Origin of the sequence: Marichromatium gracile (genome assembly GCF_004343155.1) — a bacterium.
GTDB classification, from domain to species: Bacteria; Pseudomonadota; Gammaproteobacteria; order Chromatiales; family Chromatiaceae; genus Marichromatium; species Marichromatium gracile.
The window spans coordinates 16,342-37,475 of sequence record NZ_SMDC01000018.1 but is presented as its reverse complement, the minus strand read 5'-3'; the positions used below and the strand labels follow the sequence as shown (position 1 = coordinate 37,475).

The following is a 21,134-nucleotide window of genomic DNA, read 5'->3' as shown; positions in this document are numbered from 1 at the left end:
AGCTACGACTTCCCGGGTGATGACACCCCGATCGTGACCGGTTCGGCCAAGCTCGCCCTCGAGGGCGACACCTCGGAGATCGGTGGTCCGTCCATCGACAAGCTGGTCGAGGCGCTCGACAGCTACATCCCCGAGCCCGAGCGTGCCGTCGACGGCGCCTTCCTGATGCCGATCGAGGACGTGTTCTCGATCTCGGGTCGCGGCACCGTGGTGACCGGTCGTGTCGAGCGTGGCGTGATCAAGGTCGGTGAAGAGGTCGAGATCGTCGGCATCAAGGACACCACCAAGACCACCTGCACCGGCGTGGAGATGTTCCGCAAGCTGCTCGACCAGGGCGAGGCCGGTGACAACGTCGGCGTGCTGCTGCGCGGCACCAAGCGTGAGGACGTCGAGCGTGGTCAGGTGCTGGCCAAGCCCGGCAGCATCACCCCGCACACCAACTTCGAGGCCGAGGTGTACGTGCTGAGCAAGGAAGAGGGCGGTCGTCACACCCCCTTCTTCAACGGCTATCGTCCGCAGTTCTACTTCCGCACCACCGACGTGACTGGTGCCTGCGAGCTGCCCGAGGGCATCGAGATGGTCATGCCTGGCGACAACGTCAAGATGACCGTCCAGCTGATCGCGCCGATCGCGATGGAAGAGGGCCTGCGCTTCGCTGTTCGCGAGGGTGGTCGTACCGTCGGCGCCGGCGTGGTCTCCAAGATCATCGAGTAAGGATATGAGCAGCCAAAGAATTCGTATTCGACTGAAGGCGTTCGATCATCGTCTGATCGATCAGTCCGCACGCGAGATCGTCGATACCGCCAAGCGTACCGGCGCTCAGGTTCGTGGTCCGGTTCCGCTGCCTTCCAAGAAGGAGCGCTTCACGGTCCTGGTCTCCCCGCACGTCAACAAGGACGCGCGTGACCAGTACGAGCTGCGCACCCACAAGCGCCTGATGGACATCGTCGATCCGACCGACAAGACGGTCGATGCGCTGATGAAATTGGATCTGGCCGCGGGCGTCGACGTCCAGATCAAGCTGAGCTGAGGACGAAACGATGACGATCGGAGTTATCGGGCGTAAGGCTGGCATGACCCGGCTGTTCAACGAGGACGGGGAGAGCATCCCGGTCACCGTGATCGAGGTCCAGCCCAACCGTGTGAGCCAAGTCAAGTCCGCCGAGACCGATGGCTACCGCGCCATCCAGGTTGCCTTCGGATCGCGTCGCGCCTCGCGCGTGACCAAGCCGATGGCTGGGCACTTCGCCAAGGCCGGTATCGAGGCCGGTGAGGTGTTGCGCGAGTTCCGTCTCGAGGGCGAAGAAGGTGCCGACATCGAAGTCGGTCAGGAGATCTCGGTCTCCATGTTCGAGGCCGGCCAGAAGGTCGACGTGCGTGGCGTGACCAAGGGTCGCGGCTTCGCCGGCACCATCCGCCGCCACCACTTCCGTGGTCAGGATGCGACCCACGGCAACTCGCTGTCGCACCGCGCGCCGGGTTCCATCGGTCAGAACCAGACCCCGGGCCGTGTGTTCAAGGGCAAGAAGATGGCCGGTCACCTCGGTGCCGCCAACCGTTGCCAGCAGGGTCTCGAGGTGGTGCGTGTCGATGCCGAGCGCAACCTGCTGTTGGTCCGTGGCGGCGTGCCCGGTCCGGCTGGTGGTCGCGTGGTCGTGCTGCCGTCCGTGAAGCAGAAGAACAAGGGTTAAGTCCATGGAACTCGCCATTCGAAATGACAACGGCGGTGCCAGCGTGCAGGTCTCGGACACCGTTTTCGGGGCCGACTTCAAGCCCGGTCTGATTCACCAGGTGGTCACCGCCTACCTGGCCGGCGCGCGCGCCGGCACCAAGGCCCAGAAGAACCGTTCTGCCGTCTCCGGCGGCGGGGCCAAGCCCTGGCGTCAGAAGGGCACCGGGCGTGCCCGTGCCGGTACCAGCCGCAGCCCGCTGTGGCGCTCCGGTGGCGTGACCTTCGCCGCGCAGCCGCGCGACTACAGCCAGAAGGTCAACCGCAAGATGTATCGCGGTGCCGTGCGCTCGATCCTCTCCGAGCTGGTGCGCACCGAGCGTCTGGTGGTGGTCTCCGAGCTCGCGCTCGAGGCGCCCAAGACCAAGGAGCTGATCGCACTGCTCGAGGGCCAGGGCCTGAAGGACGTGCTGATTCTCACCGACGGTCTCGACCCGAACCTGTTCCTGGCCGCGCGCAACCTCAACGGTGTTGACGTGATGGCGGCTCAGGAGGTCGATCCGGTGAGCATGATCGCCTTCGAGAACGTGCTCGCGACCGAAGCGGCAATCAAGAAACTCGAGGAGCGCCTGGCATGAACAAAGAGCGTCTGATGAAGGTGCTGCTCGCGCCGATCGTCTCCGAGAAGTCGACCCGTGCCGCCGAGTCCGGCCAGGTCGTGTTCCGGGTCGCGACCGACGCGACCAAGCGTGAGGTGAGCCAGGCCGTCGAGCTGCTGTTCGAGGTCAAGGTCGACAGCGTGCAGATCCTCAACGTCAAGGGTAAGACCAAGCGTTTCGGTCAGCGCCTGGGCAAGCGTCAGGACTGGCGCAAGGCCTATGTGCGCCTGGAAGCTGGTCAGGATATCGATTTCGGCGGCGGCGCGTGAGCGCAGCGGCGGACAGCAACGGATAGACCAAGATGGCAATCGTAAAGACCAAACCGACGTCCGCCGGGCGCCGCTTTGTCGTGAAGGTGCAGTCCCCCGAACTGCACAAGGGCGCCCCCTACGCGCCTCTGATCGAGAAAAAGACGAAGAACGGCGGACGCAACAACTTCGGACGCATCACCGTGCGCCACCAGGGTGGCGGTCACAAGCAGCGTTACCGTGTTGTTGATTTCAAGCGTAACAAGGAAGGCGTACCGGCCGTGGTCGAGCGGCTCGAGTACGACCCGAACCGCACGGCTCACCTGGCGCTGCTGAAGTACGCCGATGGTGAGCGTGCCTACATCATCGCCCCGAAGGGGCTGAGCGCAGGCGATCGTGTGCAGGCCGGTGAGGCCGCTCCGATCAGCGTCGGCAACTGCATGCCGCTGCGCAATATCCCGGTCGGTACCTTGGTGCACTGCATCGAGATGCGTCCGGGCAAGGGCGCCCAGATCGCCCGTTCGGCCGGTGCATCGGCCCAACTCGTCGCGCGTGAAGGCGCGATGGCCACCGTGCGTCTGCGCTCCGGTGAGATGCGCAAGGTGCATGCTGATTGCCGCGCGGTGATCGGTGAGGTCGGCAACTCCGAGAACAGCCTGCGGAAGCTCGGCAAGGCCGGCGCGACCCGCTGGCGTGGCGTGCGTCCCACGGTGCGTGGTGTCGTCATGAACCCGGTCGACCACCCGCACGGCGGTGGTGAAGGCCGGACTTCCGGTGGTCGTCACCCGGTCACCCCCTGGGGTGTGCCGACTAAGGGCCATAAAACGCGCAAGAATAAGCGGACCGATGGCATGATTGTGCGTCGTCGCGGCCGCAAGTAAATAAGGCGAGGTTGAGCAAGTGCCACGTTCGATTCGAAAAGGACCCTTTGTGGACCACCACCTGATCAAGAAGGTGGAAGAAGCGGTCGCCCAGAACAGTAAACGGCCTATCAAGACCTGGTCGCGTCGCTCCATGGTGTTGCCGGAAATGGTTGGGCTGACCATCGCAGTCCATAACGGGCGTCAGCACGTGCCGGTGCTCGTCAATGAAAACATGATCGGCCACAAGCTCGGCGAGTTTGCGCTGACGCGCACCTTCCGTGGGCACGCCGCCGATCGCAAGGCGAAGAAGCGCTAGTCGGAGACCCGCAATGCGAGCCGAAGCAACATTGAAATACGCACGGGTCTCTGCCCAGAAGGCCCGGCTGGTCGCCGATCTGATCCGCGGTCAGCGCGTCGAGGAGGCCCTGAACACCCTGGCCTTCAGCAACAAGAAGGGCGCCGAGATCATCAAGAAGGTCCTGGAGTCCGCGATCGCCAACGCCGAACACAATGAAGGCGCTGACATCGACGAGCTGAAGGTCGCTGCGATCCAGGTCAACGAGGGTCCGACCATGAAGCGGATTCGCGCGCGAGCCAAGGGCCGCGCCAACCGCATCATGAAGCGTACCAGCCATATCAGCTTGACGGTGTCGGAAGCGTAAGGAATTTCAGGGGACCAGTATGGGACAGAAAGTTAATCCGAACGGCATCCGACTTGGCATCGTCAAGGACTGGACTTCCAAGTGGTATGCAAGTTCGAAAGACTATGCCGACCTGCTCAACACCGACCTGCAGGTGCGCGATTTCCTGCGCAAGAAGCTTGCAAAGGCATCGGTGAGCCGCATCCAGATCGATCGTCCGGCGAAGAACGCCCACATCACCATCCACACCGCGCGTCCTGGCGTGGTGATCGGTAAGAAGGGTGAGGACATCGACAAGCTGCGCGTGCAGGTCTCGAAGATGATGGGGATCCCGGTGCACATCAGCATCGAGGAGATCCGCAAGCCTGAGCTCGACGCCCAGCTCGTTGCCGAGGGTATTGCCCAGCAGCTCGAGCGTCGCATCATGTTCCGTCGCGCGATGAAGCGTGCGCTGCAGAACACCATGCGTCTGGGTGCCGAGGGCATCAAGGTCAACGTCGCGGGCCGTTTGAACGGCGCCGAGATCGCCCGCAGCGAGTGGGCCCGTGAGGGTCGTGTGCCGCTGCACACTCTGCGTGCCGACATCGATTACGGCTTCGCCGAGGCGCGCACCACCTATGGCGTCATCGGCGTCAAGGTGTGGATCTTCAAGGGCGAGGTGTTCGGCGACCAGGTCCCTGAGGAGCCGGCATCCAAGAGCGCCGGAAGAAAGGGTTAAGTCATGCTGCAACCGAAACGCACCAAGTTCCGAAAGCAACACAAGGGCCGCAACCGTGGTCTCGCTCAGAGCGGCAACCAGGTCAGCTTCGGCGAGTTCGGTCTCAAGGCCGTGAGTCGTGGCCGGGTGACCGCGCGTCAGATCGAGGCGGCCCGTCGTACCATCACCCGTCGCGTCAAGCGTGGCGGTAAGCTGTGGATTCGCGTCTTCCCTGACAAGCCGATCTCCAAGAAGCCTCTCGAGGTTCGAATGGGTAAAGGTAAGGGTAACGTCGAGTACTGGGTCGCGCCGATCCAGCCCGGCCGGGTGCTCTACGAAATCGAGGGCGTCAGCGAAGAGCTGGCACGTGAGGCCTTCAAGCTCGCCGCTGCCAAGCTGCCCGTGCAGACCACCTTTGAGAAGCGGACGATCCTGTGATGAAGGCTAACGAACTCCGACAGAGCAGCCTCGACGAGCTGCAGGCGCGGTTGATGGACCTGTTGCGCGAGCAGTTCAACCTGCGCATGCAGCAGGGCACCGGTCAGCTGTCCAAACCCTCGCAGATGAAGGCCGTGCGCCGGGATATCGCCCGGATCAAGACGGTGATGGCGGAAATGGCGGGCAAGCAAGCATGAGCGACGAGAACAACAGCAACCGCATCCAGGAAGGGCGCGTCATCAGCAGCGCGATGGACAAGACCGTGACGGTGCTCATCGAGCGTCGCGTCAAGCATCCGCTCTATGGCAAGTTCATGCGTCGTTCGACCAAGATTCATGCCCACGATGAAGAGAACATCTGTAACCAGGGTGATCTCGTCCGTGTCGAGCAGTGCCGGCCGCTCTCCAAGACCAAGACGTGGCGTCTGCTCGAGGTCATCGAAAAGGCGCGCTGAGGCGACGCGCTTCGACAATGTCCCGGACGTTCGCTCGTTTTGTCGCTCGTCCGTCTCGCGATTCGCTCAGCAGCCGGTTTAGCCCGGAATCAGCAATAGGCGTAGGTAAACAACATGATTCAGATGCAGACCAATCTCAGCGTCGCTGACAACAGCGGCGCCCGGAGCGTGCAATGCATCAAAGTGCTTGGCGGATCGCATCGGCGCTACGCGGGCATCGGCGATGTCATCAAGGTCACGGTCAAGGACGCAATCCCGCGCGGCAAGGTCAAGAAGGGCGACGTGTTCAACGCCGTTGTCGTTCGCACCCGCAAGGGCGTGCGTCGTCCCGACGGCTCCCTGATCCGCTTCGACGGCAATGCCGCCGTGCTACTGAACAACCAGCTCCAGCCCATCGGCACCCGCATCTTCGGCCCTGTCACGCGTGAACTGCGTGGCGAGCGCTTCATGAAGATCATCTCGCTGGCGCCCGAAGTGCTGTAAGGAGACGACGGCATGCAAAAGATCAAGAAGGGTGATGACGTCACCGTCATTACCGGCAAAGACAAGGGTAAACGTGGTACTGTGCTGCGCGTCGTCGACGCTGAGCACGTCATCGTTGAGAACGTGAACATCGCGCGCAAGCACCAGAAGCCGAACCCGCAGGCCGGCGAGCCTGGTGGTATCGTCGACAAGCCGATGCCGATGCACGTCTCGAACGTGGCGCTCTACAACCCGCAGAAGGGCGGGCCGGACCGCGTCGGTTTCAAGATCCTGGAAGACGGTCGCAAGGTTCGCGTGTTCAAGTCGAACGGCGAAGTCGTCGACGTCTGACCGAAGGAAGCGAGATGTCCACCAGACTACAGACAGAATACGAACAGCGCATCGTCGGTCAGCTCAAGGAGCGTTTCGGCTTCAAGAGCGTGATGCAGGTGCCGCGCATCGAAAAGATCACGCTGAACATGGGCGTTGGCGAGGCCGTGGCCGACAAGAAGGTCATGGATAACGCCGTCGCCGACATGCGTGCCATCGCCGGTCAGCAGCCGATCGTCACCTACGCCCGCAAGTCGGTCGCAGGCTTCAAGATCCGCGAAGGCTGGCCGATCGGCTGCAAGGTGACCCTGCGTCGCGAGCGCATGTACGAGTTCCTCGATCGCCTGATCAGCGTCTCCATCCCGCGTATCCGCGACTTCCGTGGGCTCAGCCCGAAGGCGTTCGACGGTCGTGGCAACTACTCGATGGGCGTGCGCGAGCAGATCATGTTCCCCGAGATCGATTACGACAAGATCGATGCACTGCGCGGGCTCGACATCACCATCACCACGTCGGCTCGGACGGACGAAGAAGGACGGGCTCTGCTCGAGGCGTTCAACTTCCCCTTCCGTACCTGAGGTAGAGACCATGGCGAAAAAGAGCATGATCGCGCGTGATCGCAAGCGCGCCCAGGTCGCAGCCCAGTTCAGCGCCAAGCGCGCCGAGCTCAAGGCGGTGATCAACGACCGTAACGCGACTCCCGAGCAGATCGACGAAGCCGTGCTGAAGCTGCAGAAGCTCCCGCGCGACGCCAGCCCCTCGCGTCAGCAGCGTCGCTGCCGCGTCAGTGGCCGTCCGCATGCCGTGTATCGCAAGTTCGGTCTCTCGCGCAACAAGCTGCGCGAGGCGGTGATGCGTGGCGATGTCCCTGGCGTCGTCAAGGCAAGCTGGTAGAATTCCCCCCTCGGGCCTTCCGGCCCGAGCATCCTGAAAACCAAGTCCCCCCAATGGGTATCACATCGGCAACGATGGATTGACCCGAGGAGAAGCCAATGAGTATGTCGGATCCGATTGCGGATATGCTGACGCGTATCCGTAACGGCCAGCAGCGCGGCAAGTTCACCATCATGATGCCGTCCTCCAAGCAGAAGATCGCGATCGCGAACCTGCTGAAGGAAGAGGGCTACATCGCCGACGCGCAGGTCGAAGAGAACGAGGGCAAGCCCCAGCTGGTTCTCAGGCTCAAGTACTATCGCGGCAAGCCCGTGATCGAGTACCTCAAGCGCGTTTCGCGCCCCGGTCTGCGCATCTATCGCAGCAAGGACGAGCTGCCCCAGGTCTGGGCCGGTCTCGGTGTTGCGATCGTCTCCACCTCCAAGGGTCTGATGACCGACCGCGAGGCCCGCAAGTCGGGTCACGGCGGCGAGATCATCGCCTACGTCGCCTAAGGGAGGTCGGAACTATGTCTCGCGTTGCAAAAGCGCCGGTCGCTATCCCCAATGGGGTTAAAGTCGAGCTCCAGGGCCAGGACGTCAAGGTCTCCGGTCCCAAGGGTTCGATGGAGTGGACCGTGCATCCGGCGGTCCGCGTCTGTGAGGAAAACGGTCAGCTGCTGGTCGCTCGTGCCGAAGGGCATGAGAAGGACTGGGCGATGGCCGGCACCACCCGGGCGCTGATCAACAACATGGTTGTGGGTTGTGGCACCGGCTTCAGCCGCAAGCTGACCCTGGTCGGCGTGGGTTATCGCGCCCAGGCCAAGGGCAGTGTGCTCAACCTCAATCTCGGCTTCTCGCACCCGATCGATTTTCCGGTGCCTGAGGGCATCACCATCGAGACCCCGAGTCAGACCGAGATCGTCGTCAGCGGTGCCGACAAGCAGCAGGTCGGCCAGGTCGCGGCGAAGATCCGTGGGTTCCGTCCGCCGGAACCCTACAAGGGCAAGGGCGTGCGTTACGCGGACGAGAACGTCCTGCGTAAGGAAGCCAAGAAGAAATAAGGGGTCTAGGCAATGGATAAGAAACAAGCTCGTCTGCGCCGCGCGGCGCGGGCTCGTGCCAAGATCCGGGAGCTCAGTGTCTTCCGTCTGTGCGTGCACCGTACGCCCCGGCACATCTACGCCCAGGTCATCGCCCCCGAGGGCGACAAGGTCGTGGCCAGCGCCTCGACCCTCGACAAGGACCTGCGTCAGGCGCTCGAGGGCCACAAGGGCAACGTCGCAGCCGCGGCCGTCATCGGCCAGGCGATCGCCGAGCGCGCGCGCTCCGCTGGTGTGGAATCGGTCGCCTTCGATCGTTCCGGCTTCCGCTATCACGGCCGTGTCAAGGCGCTCGCCGATGCCGCCCGTGAACACGGACTGAAATTCTAAGGACTCGACCATGGCGAACTTCAATCCAAAGACAGAAGGCGACGAGCTTCTGGAAAAGCTGGTGACCGTCAATCGGGTCGCCAAGGTGGTCAAGGGCGGACGTCAGTTCGGCTTTGCGGCGCTGACCGTGGTCGGCGACGGCAAGGGTCGGGTCGGCTTCGGTCGCGGCAAGGCACGTGAGGTGCCGGTGGCGATCCAGAAGGCGATGGAGAATGCCCGCAAGAACATGATCGACGTCAAGCTCAATGGCACCACGCTGCAGTACCCGCTGCAGGGGCGTCACGGCGCGGCCCGCGTGTTCATGCAGCCGGCCTCCGAGGGTACCGGTATCATCGCCGGCGGCGCGATGCGTGCCGTCTTCGAGGTGCTCGGGGTGCAGAACGTGCTGGCCAAGTGCATCGGCACCAACAACCCGATCAACGTCGTCCAGGCGACCATCGAAGGCCTGCGCAAGATGAACGACGCCGAGCTCGTCGCTGCCAAGCGCGGCAAGACCGTCGAAGAGATTCTGGGGTAAGCGATGGCTGACAAGAAGATGATGAAGGTCAAGCTGGTGCGCAGCGTCCACGGACGCCTCGAGCGTCACCAGGCCTGCGTCCGCGGCCTCGGCCTGCGGCGCATGCACCAGGTCGTCGAGGTCGAGGACACCCCTTGCACCCGCGGCATGGTCAACACCGTGTCCTACATGGTTAAGGTCGTGGAGGAGTCTTGAGATGCGACTCAATGAGCTGAAGCCCGATGAGGGTAGCCGCAAGGCCGCCAAGCGCGTCGGTCGCGGGATCGGCAGCGGACTCGGCAAGACCTGTGGCCGCGGCCACAAGGGTCAGAAGTCGCGTTCCGGCGGTTTCCACAAGGTCGGTTTCGAAGGCGGTCAGATGCCGCTGCAGCGTCGTCTGCCGAAGGTCGGTTTCCGGTCGCGCAAGGCACTGGTCCAGGCCGAGGTGCGCTTGAACGAGCTGGCCCTGATCGAGGGCGACACTGTCGACCTCGCCGCGCTGGTCGCGGCCGGGGTACTGAACAACCGCATCAAGTCGGTCAAGGTCATCGCCTCGGGCGAGATCTCGCGGGCTGTCACCGTACGTGGCCTGGGCGTGACCAAGGGCGCACGCGCGGCGATCGAAGCGGCGGGCGGCAAGGTCGAGGACTAATCGGGAAGGCGCGTAGCAGATGGCCAAGAACGTCGGATCCATGGGAAGTGCGCTCGGCGGCATGGGGCGGTTGACGGAATTGCGTCAGCGCCTGTTGTTCGTGCTCGGCGCGCTGCTCGTCTATCGTATCGGTACCTTCATCCCGGTCCCGGGCGTCAACCCCGAGGCCTTGGCCATCCTGTTCGACCAGAACCAGGGGTCGATCCTGGACATGTTCAACATGTTCTCGGGAGGCGCCCTGGAGCGCGCCAGTCTGTTCGCGCTGGGCATCATGCCTTACATCTCCGCCTCCATCATCATGCAGCTGATGACGGCGGTACTGCCGAAGCTCGAGCAGCTGAAGAAGGAAGGGGAGTCGGGGCGGCGCAAGATCACCCAGTACACCCGCTACGGCACCGTGGTGCTCGCGACCTTCCAGGCCGTCGGTATCTCGATGGCGCTGCAGGGGCAGACTGCCGGCGGCTCGGCGCTGGTCTCTCACGCTGGTGCCGGGTTCGTGTTCACCGCGACCGTGTCGCTGGTGACCGGAACCATGTTCCTGATGTGGCTGGGTGAGCAGATCACCGAGCGCGGCATCGGCAACGGGATCTCGCTGATCATCTTCGCGGGTATCGTCGCCGGTCTGCCCTCGGCGCTCGGCGGCACCCTGGAGCTGGCGCGCACCGGCGAAATGAACTCGCTGGCGGTCCTTGCGCTGTTTGCCCTGGCGCTGGCGGTCACCGCCTTCGTGGTGTTCGTCGAGCGCGGGCAGCGACGGATCACCGTCAACTATGCGCGTCGCCAGCAGGGGCGGCGAATGATGCAGGCGCAGAGCACGCACCTGCCGCTCAAGCTCAACATGGCCGGCGTCATCCCGCCGATCTTCGCCTCCAGCATCATCCTCTTCCCGGGGACGCTGGGACAGTGGTTCGGCAGCAACGAGGATTTGCGTTGGCTGGCCGATATCACCGCGAAGCTCTCGCCCGGTGAGCCGGTCTACGTGCTCTTTTACGCGACGGCGATCATCTTCTTCTGCTTCTTCTACACCGCGCTGGTGTTCAATGCGAAGGAGACGGCCGACAACCTCAAGCGCTCTGGGGCTTTCATTCCGGGGATCCGTCCGGGGGAGCAGACGGCGCGCTATATCGATACCGTCATGACCCGGTTGACGGCAGCAGGCGCGATCTACATCACCGCTGTCTGCTTGCTGCCTGAGTTCCTGATCGTGGGTTACAACGTGCCGTTCTATTTTGGCGGCACCTCACTGTTAATCGTAGTGGTCGTGGTCATGGACTTCATGGCGCAGATTCAGGCTCACCTGATGTCGCATCAGTATGAGGGCCTGATGAAGAAGGCCAACCTGAAGTCACCCGGCGCCGGCATGTTGCGCTGAAGAAGGCCCCGACTCTTAGGAGACAAGAATGAAAGTGCGTGCATCGGTCAAGAAGTTGTGCAGAAACTGCAAGGTGATCAAGCGGAATGGAACGGTGCGGGTCATCTGTTCCGACCCCCGTCACAAGCAGCGCCAGGGTTGACGGGATCCCGTTGACTACAGTAAGCAATTTGTTATACTGCGCGGTTTACCCGCTGAGCATTTAGGACTGAGGGGTTCGTAGCTATGGCCCGTATCGCCGGCGTCAACATTCCCGACAAAAAGCACGCCGTGATCGCGTTGACCGCGATCTACGGCATCGGCCGCACCCGCGCGGGCGAGATCTGCGACGCGGCAGGCATTCCGCGTGACACCAAGATCCAGAGCCTCACCGAGGAAGAGGTCGAGAAGCTGCGTGGCGAGGTCGCCAAGTTCTCCGTCGAGGGCGATCTGCGTCGTGAAGTGTCGATGAACATCAAGCGCCTGATGGACCTCGGCTGCAACCGCGGCATCCGTCACCGTCGCGGCCTGCCCCTGCGTGGTCAGCGCACGCGCACCAACGCACGGACCCGCAAGGGGCCGCGTCGTCCGATCAAACGCTAAGCGCTCAGGCGCAGCAGATTAGCTGGATTACGTCGAATGGCTAAACCGATTCGCAGCACCAAGAAAAAGGTCAAGAAGCAGGTTGCAGACGGCATTGCGCACGTCCACGCCTCCTTCAATAACACCATCATCACGATCACCGATCGTCAGGGCAACGCCTTGGCCTGGGCCACCGCCGGTGGTTCAGGCTTCCGCGGTTCGCGCAAGAGCACGCCCTTCGCGGCTCAGGTTGCCGCCGATCGTGCCGGTCAGGCCGCCAAGGAATATGGCCTGCGCAACCTGGACGTGAACGTCAAGGGGCCGGGGCCGGGTCGTGAGTCCGCCGTGCGCGCACTCAACAACGCGGGTTTCAAGATCACCAGCATCACCGATGTGACCCCGATCCCGCACAACGGCTGCCGTCCGCCCAAGAAGCGGCGCGTCTGACAGATCAACAGGAAGAGACATGGCACGTTACACAGGCCCAACCTGCAAGCTGGCGCGTCGCGAGGGGACCGATCTCTCCTTGAAGAGCCGCGCGCGCGCTCTGGACACCAAGTGCAACCTCGAGAAGCAGCCCGGACAGACCACCGACCGTCGTCGGCGCCTCTCCGACTATGGTCTGCAGCTGCGTGAGAAGCAGAAGGTGCGTCGTATCTACGGCGTGCTCGAGAAGCAGTTCCGTAACTACTACAAGAAGGCCGCCGGCACCAAGGGTGCAACCGGTGAGAACCTGCTCCAGCTGCTCGAGCGTCGTCTCGACAACGTCGTCTATCGCATGGGCTTTGGCGCCACCCGCGCCGAGGCACGTCAGCTGGTCAGCCACAAGGCCATCCTGGTCAACGGCCGTATCGTCAACATCGCCTCCTTCCAGGTCGGCGTCGATGACGAGATCGAGGTCCGTGAAGCCGCTCGCAAGCAGGTGCGCGTGCAGAACGCGCTGTCGCTGGCCGAGCAGTACGGCTTCTCCGACTGGGTCGAAGTCGACACCAAGGCCATGAAAGGCGTCTTCAAGCGTGTTCCCGATCGTTCCGATCTGCCGGCGGACATCAATGAATCGCTGATCGTCGAGCTGTACTCCAAGTAAGGCGCTTCCAGAGGGGCACTAATGACTGACGCTATTGGCGAATTTCTGAAACCACGCATCGTCAAGGTCGACCTGGTCGATGGCAGCCCGAACCACGCCAAGGTTTCTCTAGAGCCCCTGGAGCGTGGTTTCGGGCACACCCTGGGTAATGCGCTGCGGCGCATCCTGCTCTCCTCGATGGATGGCTATGCCGTCACCGAGGTCGAGATCCAGGGCGTCCTCCATGAGTACACCACCATGGAGGGCGTGCAGGAAGACGTCCTCGAGATCCTGCTCAACCTCAAGCAGCTTGCGATCTCGCTCGACGGCAAGGACGAGGCGACCTTCACCCTGAGCAAGTCCGGCCCCGGTCCGGTGACCGCCGCCGACATCGAGCTCGATCACTCGGCCACCATCGCCAACCCCGAGTTGGTGATCGCCAACCTCACCGAGGGTGAGCTGAGCATGACCCTGACCGTGCGTCGTGGTCGTGGCTACGAGCCGGCCACCGCGCGCGAGGGCGAAGAGGGCGAGGATCGTCCGATCGGCAAGCTGCCGCTCGACGCCTCCTACAGCCCGGTGCGTCGTGTCGCGATCGAGGTGCAGTCGGCTCGTGTCGAGCAGCGCACCGATCTCGATCGTCTGGTGATCGACCTGGAGACCAACGGCACGATCGATCCCAAGGAGTCGATCCAGCGCGCCGCGACCATCCTGCGCGACCAGCTCTCGAGCTTCGTCGTGCTCGAGGGCACGGGTGCCGCGGACAGCCAGTCCGTCGAGCAGCGCGATGAGTCGCCCTACGACCCGATCCTGCTGCGCCCGGTCGACGACCTGGAGCTGACGGTGCGTTCGGCGAACTGCCTGAAGGCCGAGAACATCTACCTGATCGGCGATCTGATCCAGCGTACCGAGGTGGAGCTGCTCAAGACCCCGAATCTCGGCAAGAAGTCGCTCACGGAGATCAAGGACGTGCTTGCAACGCGCGGTCTCTCGCTGGGGATGCGGCTCGAGAACTGGCCGCCTGAAAACATCGCCGAACTGAGCGTCCGCTGAGCGCTCTCAGGTTCTAGAACACAACACTCGATCACAAGATATTCGGGAAAAGGATCATGCGTCACCGCAAAGCCGGAAGGCATCTGAATCGCACCAGCTCGCACCGCGAGGCGATGTTTCGCAATATGGCGGCCTCGCTGTTCGAGCACGAGCTGATCAAGACGACCGTGCCCAAGGCCAAAGAGCTGCGTCGGGTCGCCGAGCCGCTGATCACCCTGGCGAAGGAAGACTCGGTGCATGCGCGCCGTCAGGCCTTTGCGCGTCTGCGCGACAAGGACGCCGTCGGCAAGCTGTTCGCCGAGCTCGGTCCGCGTTACCAGGGTCGTCCCGGCGGCTACCTGCGCATCCTCAAGTGTGGTTATCGCTCCAGCGACGCGGCCCCCATGGCCTACGTCGAGCTGGTCGACCGTCCGGTGCAGACCGAGGTCGAGGACGAGGACTGAGTTCCGACGTCTCCGGCGTTGCCGCATGAAAAAAACCGGGCATTTGCCCGGTTTTTTTTCGTCTCGAATGTGCTGCACGAGGTCCATCCTGATGGAAGTTCCGGTCATCGAACGCATCGCCCTAGTCACCGATTTCGGTGCTGGTCCCTATCTCGGGCAGATGCAGGCCGCACTCGACGCCAGCCTGCCCGATCATGCGGTGATCGACCTGGTCCACGACCTGCCACCCTTCCGTCCCGATCTCGCTGCTTATCTGCTGCCGGCGCTAGCGCGCGACATGCCCCCGCGTACCCTTTATCTCTGCGTGGTCGATCCCGGCGTCGGTGGGGCGCGTGACGGTGTCATCGCGCGCGTCGGCGAGGACTGGTTCGTTGCCCCCGATAATGGTCTGCTCGCGCCGCACCTGATGGCCGGAGCGGGGCAGTGCTGGCGAATCGGCTGGCTGCCGTCGCGGCGCAGCGCGACCTTCCATGGGCGTGACTGGTTCCTGCCGGTGGCCGCGCGACTGTGTCGGGGCGAGGACGTCGGCGCCACCCGGCTCGATCGACCCGTGGGGCATGACTGGCCGAAGACGCTCGATCGGGTCCTCTATGCCGACCACTATGGCAACCTGATGACCGGTCTGCGACCGGTCGGCCATGCGCAATCCCTGCGTGTCGGCGAGCGTCTGTTGCCCTGGGCGCGAACCTTCTGTGCGGTCGAGCCGGGTGAGGCCTTCTGGTACGAGAATGCGCTCGGGCTGGTCGAGATCGCGGTCAATCAGGGGCGCGCCGATGGTGCCCTGGGGCTGGTTCCCGGTGATCCGGTCGGGCCATTCATCATGCCGGGGTGACGGTGCGACGCGTTCCAGGTGCTAGAGTGATGGCATCCGTGCGCGGCGTGCGTCGCGCCCAACTCGGTGGGAGTCAAGGCATGGCAGGCTTCGGTGATCTACTCGGTTCACTGTTACAGAACAACCTCTCCGGCAGTGGAGCGCAGCGTCTCAGCCAGGGGCTGGGGCAGCTCTCCACCACGCCCGGCGAGGGTGGCGGGGGTGGTCTGAGCGCGCTGCTCGATGGTGCGCGCGGGGTGCTCGGTCAGGCTGCCGACAACCCGCTCCAAGCCGGTGGGCTGGGGGCTGCGCTCGGCTCGGTGCTCGGTGGCGGTGGCGATGCCGTGCGTGGTGCGCTCACCGGCGGTGCCCTGGCGATGCTCGCCGGGGTGGCCTACAAGGCGCTGACCAACGCCAGCGCCGAGGGGCAGGGCGCTGCCCCGGTGCCGGTACCACCAGCGGCGCTGCCCGAGCCGGTGCGGGCTGATGCCGCGCGTGACGACAAGGCGCGGTTGCTGGTGCGGGCGATGATCAATGCCGCGAAGTCCGACGGTCAGATCGGGGTCGACGAGATGCAGCGGATCGTCGACCAGGCCGCGGCGAGCGGACTCGAGGCGCAGGTGCGTCAATGGCTCGCCGATGAACTGGTGCGCCCGCTCGACCTCGACGCCTTCGCCGCCGAGATCCCGGACCGGGAGACGGCCGCCGAGGTCTATGCCGCCTCGCTGCTGGCGATCGAGGTCGATACCCCGGAGGAGCGCGCCTATCTCGACGGCCTGGCCGCGCGCACCGGCCTGACCCCCGAGGTCACCGCTCAGCTTCAGCGTGCCCTCGGGGTCGCCGGCTGAGGGCGCGCCGGGTTCGACTCAGCGCTCCTCCGTCCCGCCCTCGTCGCGGCGTTTGCGGCTCAGTGGGGCGTGACCGGCCTCGACGGCCTTGCCCGAGGGGGCGCGGCGCTTGCCGATGTTCTTGCGGTCGCGGTGACGCTGCTTGTCCTTGTCCTTGGTGGCGGCGCGTGCCGTTGTCTTCTTGGCCTTGACCCGGCTGGCCGGGGTCTTGCGCCGTTTCTTCGCCGCCGGTCCCTTGAACCGTGCCTCCAGCCCGTCGATCGCGCGCCACTCGAGCGCGAGTCCGAGGAAGCGGCTGATGCTCTCCATGCGGTTCCATTCGGTCGGGCCGACCAGGTTCACGGCGACGCCCTGCTCACCGGCACGTCCGGTGCGCCCAGTGCGATGCAGATAGTCCTCGCCGTTGCGTGGGACCTCGAGGTTGAACACCCGCTCCACCCCGGGGACGTCGATCCCGCGCGCGGCCAGATCGGTGGCCACCAGCACCCGCACCTTGCCCTGGTGGAGCAGTCCCATCACCCGGTTGCGCTCGCGCTGCTCAAGCTCGCCGTGGAGCACGGCGACGCGCTCACCCTGGGCGCCGAGCCAGCCGCCGAGCTCGGTGGCCAGGTCGCGGCTGTTGACGAACACCAGCGCCTTCTCGAAGGTCTCGTTGGCGAGTAGCCAGCGCAGCTGCTCGCGCTTGTGCGCGACCTCGTCGCTGAGCAGGCACTGGTGACGGATGTCGGGATGGGCCTCGCGGACCGCGTCGAGGGTCAATCGCAGCGGGTCGTCGAGCAGGATTGCGGTGATCCGCTCCAGTCCGCGTCGCTCCAGGGTGGCGGAGAACAGCAGCGACTGACGCTCCGGGTTGCTGTTCTGGATGATGGTCACGACGTCCTCGACGAAACCCATCTCGAGCATCCGGTCGGCCTCGTCGAGCACCAGGAACTCGAGATCGTCGAGCTCGGTGCGATTGTGCTCGAGCATCTCGCGAAACCGTCCCGGGGTCGCGATCAGGAACTCCGGGTTCCTGCGCAGGGACGCGATCTGGTGGGCGCGCGAGTCACCGCCGGTGATGACGTCGACGCCGAGGCGGGTGTGACCGCCGATGCGCATGAAGTGCTCGCGTACCTGACGCGCCAGCTCGCGGGTCGGTACCAGGATCAGCGCCCGGGTGCCGCCGTCGGCCTTGGGGGTCTCGAGCATGTGCTGCATCATCGGCAGCAGGAAGGCGGCGGTCTTGCCCGAGCCGGTGGCGGCGCACACCATCAGGTCGCGACCATCGAGGGCGGGCTCGAGCACCGCCTCCTGGACCGGGGTCGGCTGCGCATAGCCTGCCTGCTCGATGCCACGCAGCAGCGAGGGATCGAGCGGATAGTCGGAGAAATTCGTGTTCATGGGGGAAACCTGATGTTCTGACATGCCCGGGAAGGGCTGGATCTGGACGGCGGCGGTTCAGGCGCGCACGCCGGGCGTGGCGCGGTCCTGGCGTTCGAGGGAGACGAAGCGCTGATCGTCGTCGACGGTGAGACAGAAGGCGCCTCGAATCCCCGCGTTGGTGACGAAGCGACGCAGGTTCACCGCCGGCAGTGACAGGGTGCGACCGTCGTGGACCTTGACCAGTACCCGTGCCGCAGCGCCGCTGTAGTAGCGCAGATACTCGCTGGCCGGGATGTCGAGGGTGAAGTAGTAGCGTTGCATCGTTGGGTCTGGAGCGCGCCGTGGCGCGGTGATCGGCACATTGTAGCCGTACCGTCGGCTCCTGTCCGGCCGCGACCCGGTCGTGCCGGATGCCGCGCTCATTGAAAAAAGAATGAGAGACGTTATCTCTATTGATATGGATAGCCGCCGCGATTCGCGGCGGCATCCCGCCCGTCGTCGACGGGGAGAGAATCGGTCGAACGTCATGGGGGCAGTCCCCGAAGGAGAGATAAGAGATGCGTGCGTTCCTGGGTGGTTCAATGGCCGCGGGTATGGTGTTGGTGTCCTTGATGGGCCTGGGGTGGACCCAGGGGATCGAGGCCGCGGTCACCGGTTTCTGACGCCGTTGCGCCGGTCGCTCGACTCGGTCAGCATGGGATGCCCCCTTTCCGATGGATGGCCGTGATGCAGGACCTCAAGCTCAACATGCGTGACATCGCCCGCTCCGGTCATGTCACCCGCTGGCACTCGGTACGCTGCGCGCGCAACCAGACGCTTGCCGAGCACCACTATCTGGTCGCGATGATCACCCGCGAGCTGCTCTCGCGGGTGATGCCCGAGGACCCCGGCCCCGAGGTGCGGCTGCAGGCCCTGGAATATGCCTTGCTCCACGATGCCCCGGAGTTGTTGATGGGTGATATGCCCTCGCCGCTGAAGCGTCGCGTGGCCGAGGTCGCCGGTCGCGCCGATCCGCTGGAACGGATCGAGCGCGAGATCGCCCCTGAGGTGATCGCGCGCAAGCAGGCGTTGCGCCACACGCCGCTGGCCTTCATCGTCAAGCTCGCCGATCTGATGGATGCCTGTCTGTTCATCCGCGAGGAGGGCATCGGTGCCCATGCCGCAGCGGTCGCCGACAAGAGCGATACGGCGCTGCGCGACAAGCTCGCCGAGGCGCGGGCGGTCTTCCCTGCGCTCGACTGGACCCAGGCCGAGCGTCTCTATGCCGAGATGGCCGGCTGCGCCGGTACCGACAACCGTTTGCTGTTCGAGTGAGCGGCGTGGGCGTTCAGACGTGCTGACGCACCGCGCGCGGCCGGACGCTGCCGACCACCGCCTCGGCGGCGAGCCGGCCACTGCTCAGCGCCCAGTGGATCGAGGTCGGCCCCGCCATCTCTCCGCACACCCAGACTCGCTCGCCCCGTTGCGGGGCCGTTCGCAGCGACTGTACCGGTGGCTGCTGGAGCGGCAACGCTTGAGGGATGCGATGGACCGCGAGTCGCTCCCAGCCGCCGACGGCCTCTCCGAACCAGTCCGCCAGCTCCTGTCTGATCTGTGTCTCCAGGGTGTCCGGGTTATGGGTCGCACCGAGACAGTTGACCGTCACCAGGGCGCGTTCGGGCGGGGCATAGTGCTCGGAGAGGTTGCTCGGGCACAGCAGGCTGTTGACCACCCCGTGGCCGCTGCCATTGATCACCAGCGCGTTGCCCTCGAGCGGTGGCTGCGGCGCGGCGAAGTGGAAGCAGGTGGTGGCGCGCATCGGGCGCTGGGGCTCGTCGAGCAGATGCGCGGCGGCGTTGACGTCGGTGGCGATCACCACGGCGCGGGCGCGTAGTCGCTGTCCCGATTCGAGCAGTACGCGATCGCGCTCGATCCGCTCGACCCGGCTGCCGAGTCGGATGGTCCCGTTCGGCAGCCGGGTGGCGAGCTGGCGTGGGATCTGTGCCATCCCCCCCGCGGGTAGCGCGGTGTCGCCGAGCGCAAAGGCGCGAAAGACGAACTCGAAGGCCCGGCTCGAGACCGCGAGCTCCGGGTCGAAGAAGACCCCGGAGAAGAACGGCAGGAAGAAGCGCTCGCGGATCCGTGGCGAGAAGCCGAGTGCCTCGAGTCGCGCCGCAGCGCTGGTCTCGGGGCGGGCGTAGAGTGCGGCGAGATCGCCGGCGAGTGCCTGGTGACGGAGTCGCAGCAGCCGTAACTTGTCGGCGGCGGTGCCGACCGGCGAGACGAGCATCTGGGGCAGGCGCAGCGGGCGTCGCCAGATATCGCTGACGCGGTGCAGCCGACCGTCGAACCAGCTCAATGCGCCTGGATAGAAGGGGCGCAGGTCGAGAGCCTGATAGTCGAGCATGCGCCGGGCCTCGGGGTACCAGGTCTGCAGGACCTGGAAGCCGCGGTCGAGCAGGAAGCCGTCGCGGCGCTCGGTGGCGACGCGGCCACCGACCTGGTCGCCGGCCTCGAGCACCAGGGGCTCGATCCCGGCCTTGCGAAGATGGATGGCGCAGGCGAGACCGGAGAGTCCGGCGCCGATGACGATGACGTCTGCGTCCATGGGGTGCCTCGATCTGATTGCGCCGCGACCGGAGTGCGCCGTCTCGGGCGGGGCGGCGCGGCGCGTGAATGTGGGTGACTCTGGATCTCAGGTTGTGGCGATCGTCGTCGAGTTCCAGCGTCGCGCGCGTCGGCCGCGTGGGGCTCTCGTCAGCGCTGTGTCAGGCAGGAGGGTCCGGCGCAGGCGTTGACCTCGATGGTGAGGTGGGCGATGCGGTCGAAGTCGGCGAGCAGGCGCTTGTAGTGCTCCACCGGTCGTGGCTCGTGGGTCACCAGCGAGAGGATGGCGGCATAGTGATTGGCGCCGATCCGCCAGACATGGATGTCGGCGACGCGATTGTCGGCATCGGCCTCGATCGCTGCGCGGATCGCCTCGCGGTAGGGTGCCTCGATGCTTGCGTCGATCAGGATCGGTGCGCTCTCGCGCAGCAGTCCATAGGCCCAGACGGCAATGATGATGGCGCCGACCATGCCCATCACCGGGTCGAGCCAGTGCCAGCCGAGCAGCTTGCCGGCGAGCAGCGCGGCGATCGCCAGCAGCGAGGTCATGGCATCGGCGATGACGTGTACATAGGCCGCGCGCAGGTTGTGGTCGTGGCCATGGTCGTCGTGATCGTGATGGTGGCCGTGGTCATGACCGTGATGATGGTGGTGCGCGTCCTTGAGCAGCAGGGCGCTGGCGAGGTTGACCGCGAGCCCGAGCAGGGCGACCAGGATCGACTCGTTGAAGTGGATGGTCTGCGGGTCGACCAGTCGTTGCACCGACTCGATCAGCATCATCAGCGCCACGGTGCCGAGTGCGATGGCGCTGGCGAAGCCGCCGAGCACGTTGACCTTGCCGGTGCCGAAGCTGTGAGCGGGGTCGTGGGCGTGCCGCGCGGCATAGCGATAGGCGAGGATGGCGATGAGGAAGGCGGCGACATGGGTGCCCATGTGCCAGCCGTCGGCGAGCAGGGCCATCGAGCCATAGACGGTGCCGGCGAGGATCTCGATCACCATCACCACGGCGGTCAGCAGCAACACGTAATAGGTGTTGCGCTCGCCACGGTCGTTGTGGACCGCGAAGTCGTGGTGGTGTTGCCAGCGTTCGAGGGTATGGATGTGCATCTCGGGGGCGA

General features: G+C 64.8%; 36 protein-coding genes. 32 read left to right on the top strand and 4 right to left on the bottom strand.

Features of this window, described 5'->3' with window-relative positions; translation table 11 throughout:
- From EDC29_RS16940 to EDC29_RS16790, 31 genes are all read left to right on the top strand, one after another.
- Window positions 1-714, top strand: a 714-nt coding sequence (locus tag EDC29_RS16940) for an EF-Tu C-terminal domain-related protein (protein WP_243695658.1), incomplete at its 5' end; no start/stop codon positions are given.
- 4 nt (window positions 715-718) lie between these two features.
- A complete protein-coding gene (gene rpsJ / locus EDC29_RS16935) occupies window positions 719-1,030 on the top strand; it encodes a 30S ribosomal protein S10 (RefSeq protein WP_005224322.1) in 312 nt (103 codons plus the stop codon).
- Between the two features lie 10 nt (window positions 1,031-1,040).
- Window positions 1,041-1,691, top strand: coding sequence for a 50S ribosomal protein L3 (gene rplC, locus EDC29_RS16930; RefSeq protein WP_005224323.1), 651 nt, complete (start codon window positions 1,041-1,043; stop codon window positions 1,689-1,691).
- A 4-nt stretch (window positions 1,692-1,695) separates the two neighbouring features.
- Window positions 1,696-2,307 carry a 50S ribosomal protein L4 gene (gene rplD / locus EDC29_RS16925; protein ID WP_062274088.1) on the top strand — a complete coding sequence of 204 codons (612 nt, stop codon included), beginning with the start codon at window positions 1,696-1,698 and terminating at the stop codon, window positions 2,305-2,307.
- Window positions 2,304-2,597: a 50S ribosomal protein L23 gene (rplW, locus tag EDC29_RS16920; protein WP_062274090.1), complete on the top strand. Its 294-nt coding sequence runs from the start codon at window positions 2,304-2,306 to the stop codon at window positions 2,595-2,597. The genes rplD and rplW overlap by 4 nt, the downstream gene beginning before the upstream one ends.
- Before the next feature lie 32 nt (window positions 2,598-2,629).
- The gene (gene rplB, locus EDC29_RS16915) at window positions 2,630-3,457 is read left to right on the top strand and encodes a 50S ribosomal protein L2 (protein ID WP_062274092.1); all 828 of its coding nucleotides are present in this window, start codon (window positions 2,630-2,632) and stop codon (window positions 3,455-3,457) included.
- Between the two features lie 19 nt (window positions 3,458-3,476).
- Complete coding sequence (rpsS, locus tag EDC29_RS16910) at window positions 3,477-3,755, top strand: 30S ribosomal protein S19 (RefSeq protein ID WP_025275092.1); 279 nt, start codon at window positions 3,477-3,479, stop codon at window positions 3,753-3,755.
- Between the two features lie 13 nt (window positions 3,756-3,768).
- On the top strand, window positions 3,769-4,101 hold the full coding sequence (rplV, locus tag EDC29_RS16905) for a 50S ribosomal protein L22 (RefSeq protein ID WP_005224328.1): 333 nt from the start codon (window positions 3,769-3,771) through the stop codon (window positions 4,099-4,101).
- A 19-nt stretch (window positions 4,102-4,120) separates the two neighbouring features.
- Window positions 4,121-4,798 (top strand): 30S ribosomal protein S3, encoded by a 678-nt coding sequence (gene rpsC / locus EDC29_RS16900; protein ID WP_005224329.1) that lies wholly within the window; start codon window positions 4,121-4,123, stop codon window positions 4,796-4,798.
- A 3-nt stretch (window positions 4,799-4,801) separates the two neighbouring features.
- Window positions 4,802-5,215 carry a 50S ribosomal protein L16 gene (gene rplP / locus EDC29_RS16895; RefSeq protein ID WP_123141660.1) on the top strand — a complete coding sequence of 138 codons (414 nt, stop codon included), beginning with the start codon at window positions 4,802-4,804 and terminating at the stop codon, window positions 5,213-5,215.
- Entirely contained in the window at window positions 5,215-5,412 is a 198-nt protein-coding gene (gene rpmC / locus EDC29_RS16890) for a 50S ribosomal protein L29 (protein WP_005224331.1), read from the top strand. Before rplP ends, rpmC begins: the two co-directional genes overlap by 1 nt.
- Window positions 5,409-5,669, top strand: coding sequence for a 30S ribosomal protein S17 (gene rpsQ, locus EDC29_RS16885; protein WP_062274094.1), 261 nt, complete (start codon window positions 5,409-5,411; stop codon window positions 5,667-5,669). Before rpmC ends, rpsQ begins: the two co-directional genes overlap by 4 nt.
- A 114-nt stretch (window positions 5,670-5,783) precedes the next feature.
- Window positions 5,784-6,152, top strand: a complete 369-nt coding sequence (gene rplN, locus EDC29_RS16880; protein WP_005224333.1) for a 50S ribosomal protein L14 — start codon at window positions 5,784-5,786, stop codon at window positions 6,150-6,152.
- A 12-nt stretch (window positions 6,153-6,164) separates the two neighbouring features.
- On the top strand, window positions 6,165-6,482 hold the full coding sequence (gene rplX, locus EDC29_RS16875; protein ID WP_062274096.1) for a 50S ribosomal protein L24: 318 nt from the start codon (window positions 6,165-6,167) through the stop codon (window positions 6,480-6,482).
- Window positions 6,483-6,496: 14 nt separating this feature from the next.
- A complete protein-coding gene (gene rplE / locus EDC29_RS16870; protein ID WP_062274099.1) occupies window positions 6,497-7,039 on the top strand; it encodes a 50S ribosomal protein L5 in 543 nt (180 codons plus the stop codon).
- A gap of 10 nt (window positions 7,040-7,049) precedes the next feature.
- Window positions 7,050-7,355, top strand: a complete 306-nt coding sequence (gene rpsN, locus EDC29_RS16865; protein WP_005224336.1) for a 30S ribosomal protein S14 — start codon at window positions 7,050-7,052, stop codon at window positions 7,353-7,355.
- Window positions 7,356-7,453: 98 nt separating this feature from the next.
- Window positions 7,454-7,849 (top strand): 30S ribosomal protein S8, encoded by a 396-nt coding sequence (gene rpsH / locus EDC29_RS16860; protein WP_062274101.1) that lies wholly within the window; start codon window positions 7,454-7,456, stop codon window positions 7,847-7,849.
- Between the two features lie 14 nt (window positions 7,850-7,863).
- Window positions 7,864-8,397: a 50S ribosomal protein L6 gene (gene rplF, locus EDC29_RS16855; RefSeq protein ID WP_123141659.1), complete on the top strand. Its 534-nt coding sequence runs from the start codon at window positions 7,864-7,866 to the stop codon at window positions 8,395-8,397.
- Window positions 8,398-8,409: 12 nt separating this feature from the next.
- Complete coding sequence (rplR, locus tag EDC29_RS16850) at window positions 8,410-8,766, top strand: 50S ribosomal protein L18 (protein WP_123141658.1); 357 nt, start codon at window positions 8,410-8,412, stop codon at window positions 8,764-8,766.
- A gap of 10 nt (window positions 8,767-8,776) precedes the next feature.
- The gene (gene rpsE, locus EDC29_RS16845) at window positions 8,777-9,283 is read left to right on the top strand and encodes a 30S ribosomal protein S5 (protein ID WP_005224340.1); all 507 of its coding nucleotides are present in this window, start codon (window positions 8,777-8,779) and stop codon (window positions 9,281-9,283) included.
- Between the two features lie 3 nt (window positions 9,284-9,286).
- The gene (gene rpmD / locus EDC29_RS16840; RefSeq protein ID WP_005224341.1) at window positions 9,287-9,478 is read left to right on the top strand and encodes a 50S ribosomal protein L30; all 192 of its coding nucleotides are present in this window, start codon (window positions 9,287-9,289) and stop codon (window positions 9,476-9,478) included.
- Between the two features lies 1 nt (window position 9,479).
- Window positions 9,480-9,914 carry a 50S ribosomal protein L15 gene (rplO, locus tag EDC29_RS16835; RefSeq protein ID WP_123141657.1) on the top strand — a complete coding sequence of 145 codons (435 nt, stop codon included), beginning with the start codon at window positions 9,480-9,482 and terminating at the stop codon, window positions 9,912-9,914.
- A gap of 19 nt (window positions 9,915-9,933) precedes the next feature.
- Complete coding sequence (secY, locus tag EDC29_RS16830) at window positions 9,934-11,286, top strand: preprotein translocase subunit SecY (RefSeq protein ID WP_123141656.1); 1,353 nt, start codon at window positions 9,934-9,936, stop codon at window positions 11,284-11,286.
- 28 nt (window positions 11,287-11,314) lie between these two features.
- Window positions 11,315-11,428 (top strand): 50S ribosomal protein L36, encoded by a 114-nt coding sequence (rpmJ, locus tag EDC29_RS16825; protein WP_005224344.1) that lies wholly within the window; start codon window positions 11,315-11,317, stop codon window positions 11,426-11,428.
- An 83-nt stretch (window positions 11,429-11,511) separates the two neighbouring features.
- Window positions 11,512-11,868, top strand: coding sequence for a 30S ribosomal protein S13 (rpsM, locus tag EDC29_RS16820; protein ID WP_062274107.1), 357 nt, complete (start codon window positions 11,512-11,514; stop codon window positions 11,866-11,868).
- A 36-nt stretch (window positions 11,869-11,904) separates the two neighbouring features.
- Window positions 11,905-12,294, top strand: a complete 390-nt coding sequence (gene rpsK / locus EDC29_RS16815; protein WP_005224346.1) for a 30S ribosomal protein S11 — start codon at window positions 11,905-11,907, stop codon at window positions 12,292-12,294.
- Between the two features lie 19 nt (window positions 12,295-12,313).
- On the top strand, window positions 12,314-12,934 hold the full coding sequence (rpsD, locus tag EDC29_RS16810; protein ID WP_005224347.1) for a 30S ribosomal protein S4: 621 nt from the start codon (window positions 12,314-12,316) through the stop codon (window positions 12,932-12,934).
- Between the two features lie 21 nt (window positions 12,935-12,955).
- Window positions 12,956-13,966 carry a DNA-directed RNA polymerase subunit alpha gene (locus tag EDC29_RS16805; RefSeq protein ID WP_062274109.1) on the top strand — a complete coding sequence of 337 codons (1,011 nt, stop codon included), beginning with the start codon at window positions 12,956-12,958 and terminating at the stop codon, window positions 13,964-13,966.
- A 56-nt stretch (window positions 13,967-14,022) separates the two neighbouring features.
- Window positions 14,023-14,409 carry a 50S ribosomal protein L17 gene (gene rplQ, locus EDC29_RS16800; protein ID WP_005224349.1) on the top strand — a complete coding sequence of 129 codons (387 nt, stop codon included), beginning with the start codon at window positions 14,023-14,025 and terminating at the stop codon, window positions 14,407-14,409.
- A 91-nt stretch (window positions 14,410-14,500) separates the two neighbouring features.
- A complete protein-coding gene (locus EDC29_RS16795) occupies window positions 14,501-15,241 on the top strand; it encodes an SAM hydrolase/SAM-dependent halogenase family protein (protein ID WP_165913566.1) in 741 nt (246 codons plus the stop codon).
- 80 nt (window positions 15,242-15,321) lie between these two features.
- Window positions 15,322-16,068: a tellurite resistance TerB family protein gene (locus tag EDC29_RS16790; protein ID WP_123142356.1), complete on the top strand. Its 747-nt coding sequence runs from the start codon at window positions 15,322-15,324 to the stop codon at window positions 16,066-16,068.
- A gap of 18 nt (window positions 16,069-16,086) precedes the next feature.
- Here the strand turns inward: EDC29_RS16790 and EDC29_RS16785 are convergent, their stop codons facing one another.
- Together EDC29_RS16785 and EDC29_RS16780 are read right to left on the bottom strand one after the other, a co-directional pair.
- Window positions 16,087-17,448 (bottom strand): DEAD/DEAH box helicase, encoded by a 1,362-nt coding sequence (locus EDC29_RS16785; protein ID WP_123141654.1) that lies wholly within the window; start codon window positions 17,446-17,448, stop codon window positions 16,087-16,089.
- 57 nt (window positions 17,449-17,505) lie between these two features.
- The gene (locus EDC29_RS16780) at window positions 17,506-17,751 is read right to left on the bottom strand and encodes a DUF2835 domain-containing protein (RefSeq protein WP_123142357.1); all 246 of its coding nucleotides are present in this window, start codon (window positions 17,749-17,751) and stop codon (window positions 17,506-17,508) included.
- 405 nt (window positions 17,752-18,156) lie between these two features.
- On the opposite strand from EDC29_RS16780, the gene EDC29_RS16775 reads away from it, so the two are divergent.
- Window positions 18,157-18,744 (top strand): YfbR-like 5'-deoxynucleotidase, encoded by a 588-nt coding sequence (locus EDC29_RS16775; RefSeq protein ID WP_132230676.1) that lies wholly within the window; start codon window positions 18,157-18,159, stop codon window positions 18,742-18,744.
- A 13-nt stretch (window positions 18,745-18,757) separates the two neighbouring features.
- Here EDC29_RS16775 and EDC29_RS16770 read toward each other — a convergent pair whose 3' ends face one another.
- Complete coding sequence (locus EDC29_RS16770; protein WP_123141651.1) at window positions 18,758-20,017, bottom strand: NAD(P)/FAD-dependent oxidoreductase; 1,260 nt, start codon at window positions 20,015-20,017, stop codon at window positions 18,758-18,760.
- A gap of 149 nt (window positions 20,018-20,166) precedes the next feature.
- Window positions 20,167-21,123: a CDF family Co(II)/Ni(II) efflux transporter DmeF gene (dmeF, locus tag EDC29_RS16765; protein WP_132230675.1), complete on the bottom strand. Its 957-nt coding sequence runs from the start codon at window positions 21,121-21,123 to the stop codon at window positions 20,167-20,169.
- Window positions 21,124-21,134 lie beyond the last annotated feature (11 nt).

Excerpts from the sequence above, each read along its gene's own strand:
- EDC29_RS16795 (WP_165913566.1), top strand. The coding sequence starts at position 14,501 with ATGGAAGTTCCGGTCATCGAACGCATCGCCCTAGTCACCGATTTCGGT.
- rplQ (WP_005224349.1), top strand. The coding sequence starts at position 14,023 with ATGCGTCACCGCAAAGCCGGAAGGCATCTGAATCGCACCAGCTCGCAC.
- rplW (WP_062274090.1), top strand. The coding sequence starts at position 2,304 with ATGAACAAAGAGCGTCTGATGAAGGTGCTGCTCGCGCCGATCGTCTCC.
- EDC29_RS16805 (WP_062274109.1), top strand. The coding sequence starts at position 12,956 with ATGACTGACGCTATTGGCGAATTTCTGAAACCACGCATCGTCAAGGTC.
- rpmD (WP_005224341.1), top strand. The coding sequence starts at position 9,287 with ATGGCTGACAAGAAGATGATGAAGGTCAAGCTGGTGCGCAGCGTCCAC.
- rpsD (WP_005224347.1), top strand. The coding sequence starts at position 12,314 with ATGGCACGTTACACAGGCCCAACCTGCAAGCTGGCGCGTCGCGAGGGG.
- rpsK (WP_005224346.1), top strand. The coding sequence starts at position 11,905 with ATGGCTAAACCGATTCGCAGCACCAAGAAAAAGGTCAAGAAGCAGGTT.
- rpsN (WP_005224336.1), top strand. The coding sequence starts at position 7,050 with ATGGCGAAAAAGAGCATGATCGCGCGTGATCGCAAGCGCGCCCAGGTC.
- rpsC (WP_005224329.1), top strand. The coding sequence starts at position 4,121 with ATGGGACAGAAAGTTAATCCGAACGGCATCCGACTTGGCATCGTCAAG.
- rplF (WP_123141659.1), top strand. The coding sequence starts at position 7,864 with ATGTCTCGCGTTGCAAAAGCGCCGGTCGCTATCCCCAATGGGGTTAAA.
- rpsH (WP_062274101.1), top strand. The coding sequence starts at position 7,454 with ATGAGTATGTCGGATCCGATTGCGGATATGCTGACGCGTATCCGTAAC.
- EDC29_RS16780 (WP_123142357.1), bottom strand. The coding sequence starts at position 17,751 with ATGCAACGCTACTACTTCACCCTCGACATCCCGGCCAGCGAGTATCTG.
- rplO (WP_123141657.1), top strand. The coding sequence starts at position 9,480 with ATGCGACTCAATGAGCTGAAGCCCGATGAGGGTAGCCGCAAGGCCGCC.
- rplP (WP_123141660.1), top strand. The coding sequence starts at position 4,802 with ATGCTGCAACCGAAACGCACCAAGTTCCGAAAGCAACACAAGGGCCGC.
- rplR (WP_123141658.1), top strand. The coding sequence starts at position 8,410 with ATGGATAAGAAACAAGCTCGTCTGCGCCGCGCGGCGCGGGCTCGTGCC.
- rplE (WP_062274099.1), top strand. The coding sequence starts at position 6,497 with ATGTCCACCAGACTACAGACAGAATACGAACAGCGCATCGTCGGTCAG.
- rpsJ (WP_005224322.1), top strand. The coding sequence starts at position 719 with ATGAGCAGCCAAAGAATTCGTATTCGACTGAAGGCGTTCGATCATCGT.
- rplD (WP_062274088.1), top strand. The coding sequence starts at position 1,696 with ATGGAACTCGCCATTCGAAATGACAACGGCGGTGCCAGCGTGCAGGTC.
- rpmJ (WP_005224344.1), top strand. The coding sequence starts at position 11,315 with ATGAAAGTGCGTGCATCGGTCAAGAAGTTGTGCAGAAACTGCAAGGTG.
- rplN (WP_005224333.1), top strand. The coding sequence starts at position 5,784 with ATGATTCAGATGCAGACCAATCTCAGCGTCGCTGACAACAGCGGCGCC.
- rpmC (WP_005224331.1), top strand. The coding sequence starts at position 5,215 with ATGAAGGCTAACGAACTCCGACAGAGCAGCCTCGACGAGCTGCAGGCG.
- EDC29_RS16785 (WP_123141654.1), bottom strand. The coding sequence starts at position 17,448 with ATGAACACGAATTTCTCCGACTATCCGCTCGATCCCTCGCTGCTGCGT.
- rpsE (WP_005224340.1), top strand. The coding sequence starts at position 8,777 with ATGGCGAACTTCAATCCAAAGACAGAAGGCGACGAGCTTCTGGAAAAG.
- rplX (WP_062274096.1), top strand. The coding sequence starts at position 6,165 with ATGCAAAAGATCAAGAAGGGTGATGACGTCACCGTCATTACCGGCAAA.
- rplV (WP_005224328.1), top strand. The coding sequence starts at position 3,769 with ATGCGAGCCGAAGCAACATTGAAATACGCACGGGTCTCTGCCCAGAAG.
- EDC29_RS16770 (WP_123141651.1), bottom strand. The coding sequence starts at position 20,017 with ATGGACGCAGACGTCATCGTCATCGGCGCCGGACTCTCCGGTCTCGCC.
- dmeF (WP_132230675.1), bottom strand. The coding sequence starts at position 21,123 with ATGCACATCCATACCCTCGAACGCTGGCAACACCACCACGACTTCGCG.
- rplB (WP_062274092.1), top strand. The coding sequence starts at position 2,630 with ATGGCAATCGTAAAGACCAAACCGACGTCCGCCGGGCGCCGCTTTGTC.
- EDC29_RS16775 (WP_132230676.1), top strand. The coding sequence starts at position 18,157 with ATGCAGGACCTCAAGCTCAACATGCGTGACATCGCCCGCTCCGGTCAT.
- rplC (WP_005224323.1), top strand. The coding sequence starts at position 1,041 with ATGACGATCGGAGTTATCGGGCGTAAGGCTGGCATGACCCGGCTGTTC.
- secY (WP_123141656.1), top strand. The coding sequence starts at position 9,934 with ATGGCCAAGAACGTCGGATCCATGGGAAGTGCGCTCGGCGGCATGGGG.
- rpsM (WP_062274107.1), top strand. The coding sequence starts at position 11,512 with ATGGCCCGTATCGCCGGCGTCAACATTCCCGACAAAAAGCACGCCGTG.
- EDC29_RS16790 (WP_123142356.1), top strand. The coding sequence starts at position 15,322 with ATGGCAGGCTTCGGTGATCTACTCGGTTCACTGTTACAGAACAACCTC.
- rpsQ (WP_062274094.1), top strand. The coding sequence starts at position 5,409 with ATGAGCGACGAGAACAACAGCAACCGCATCCAGGAAGGGCGCGTCATC.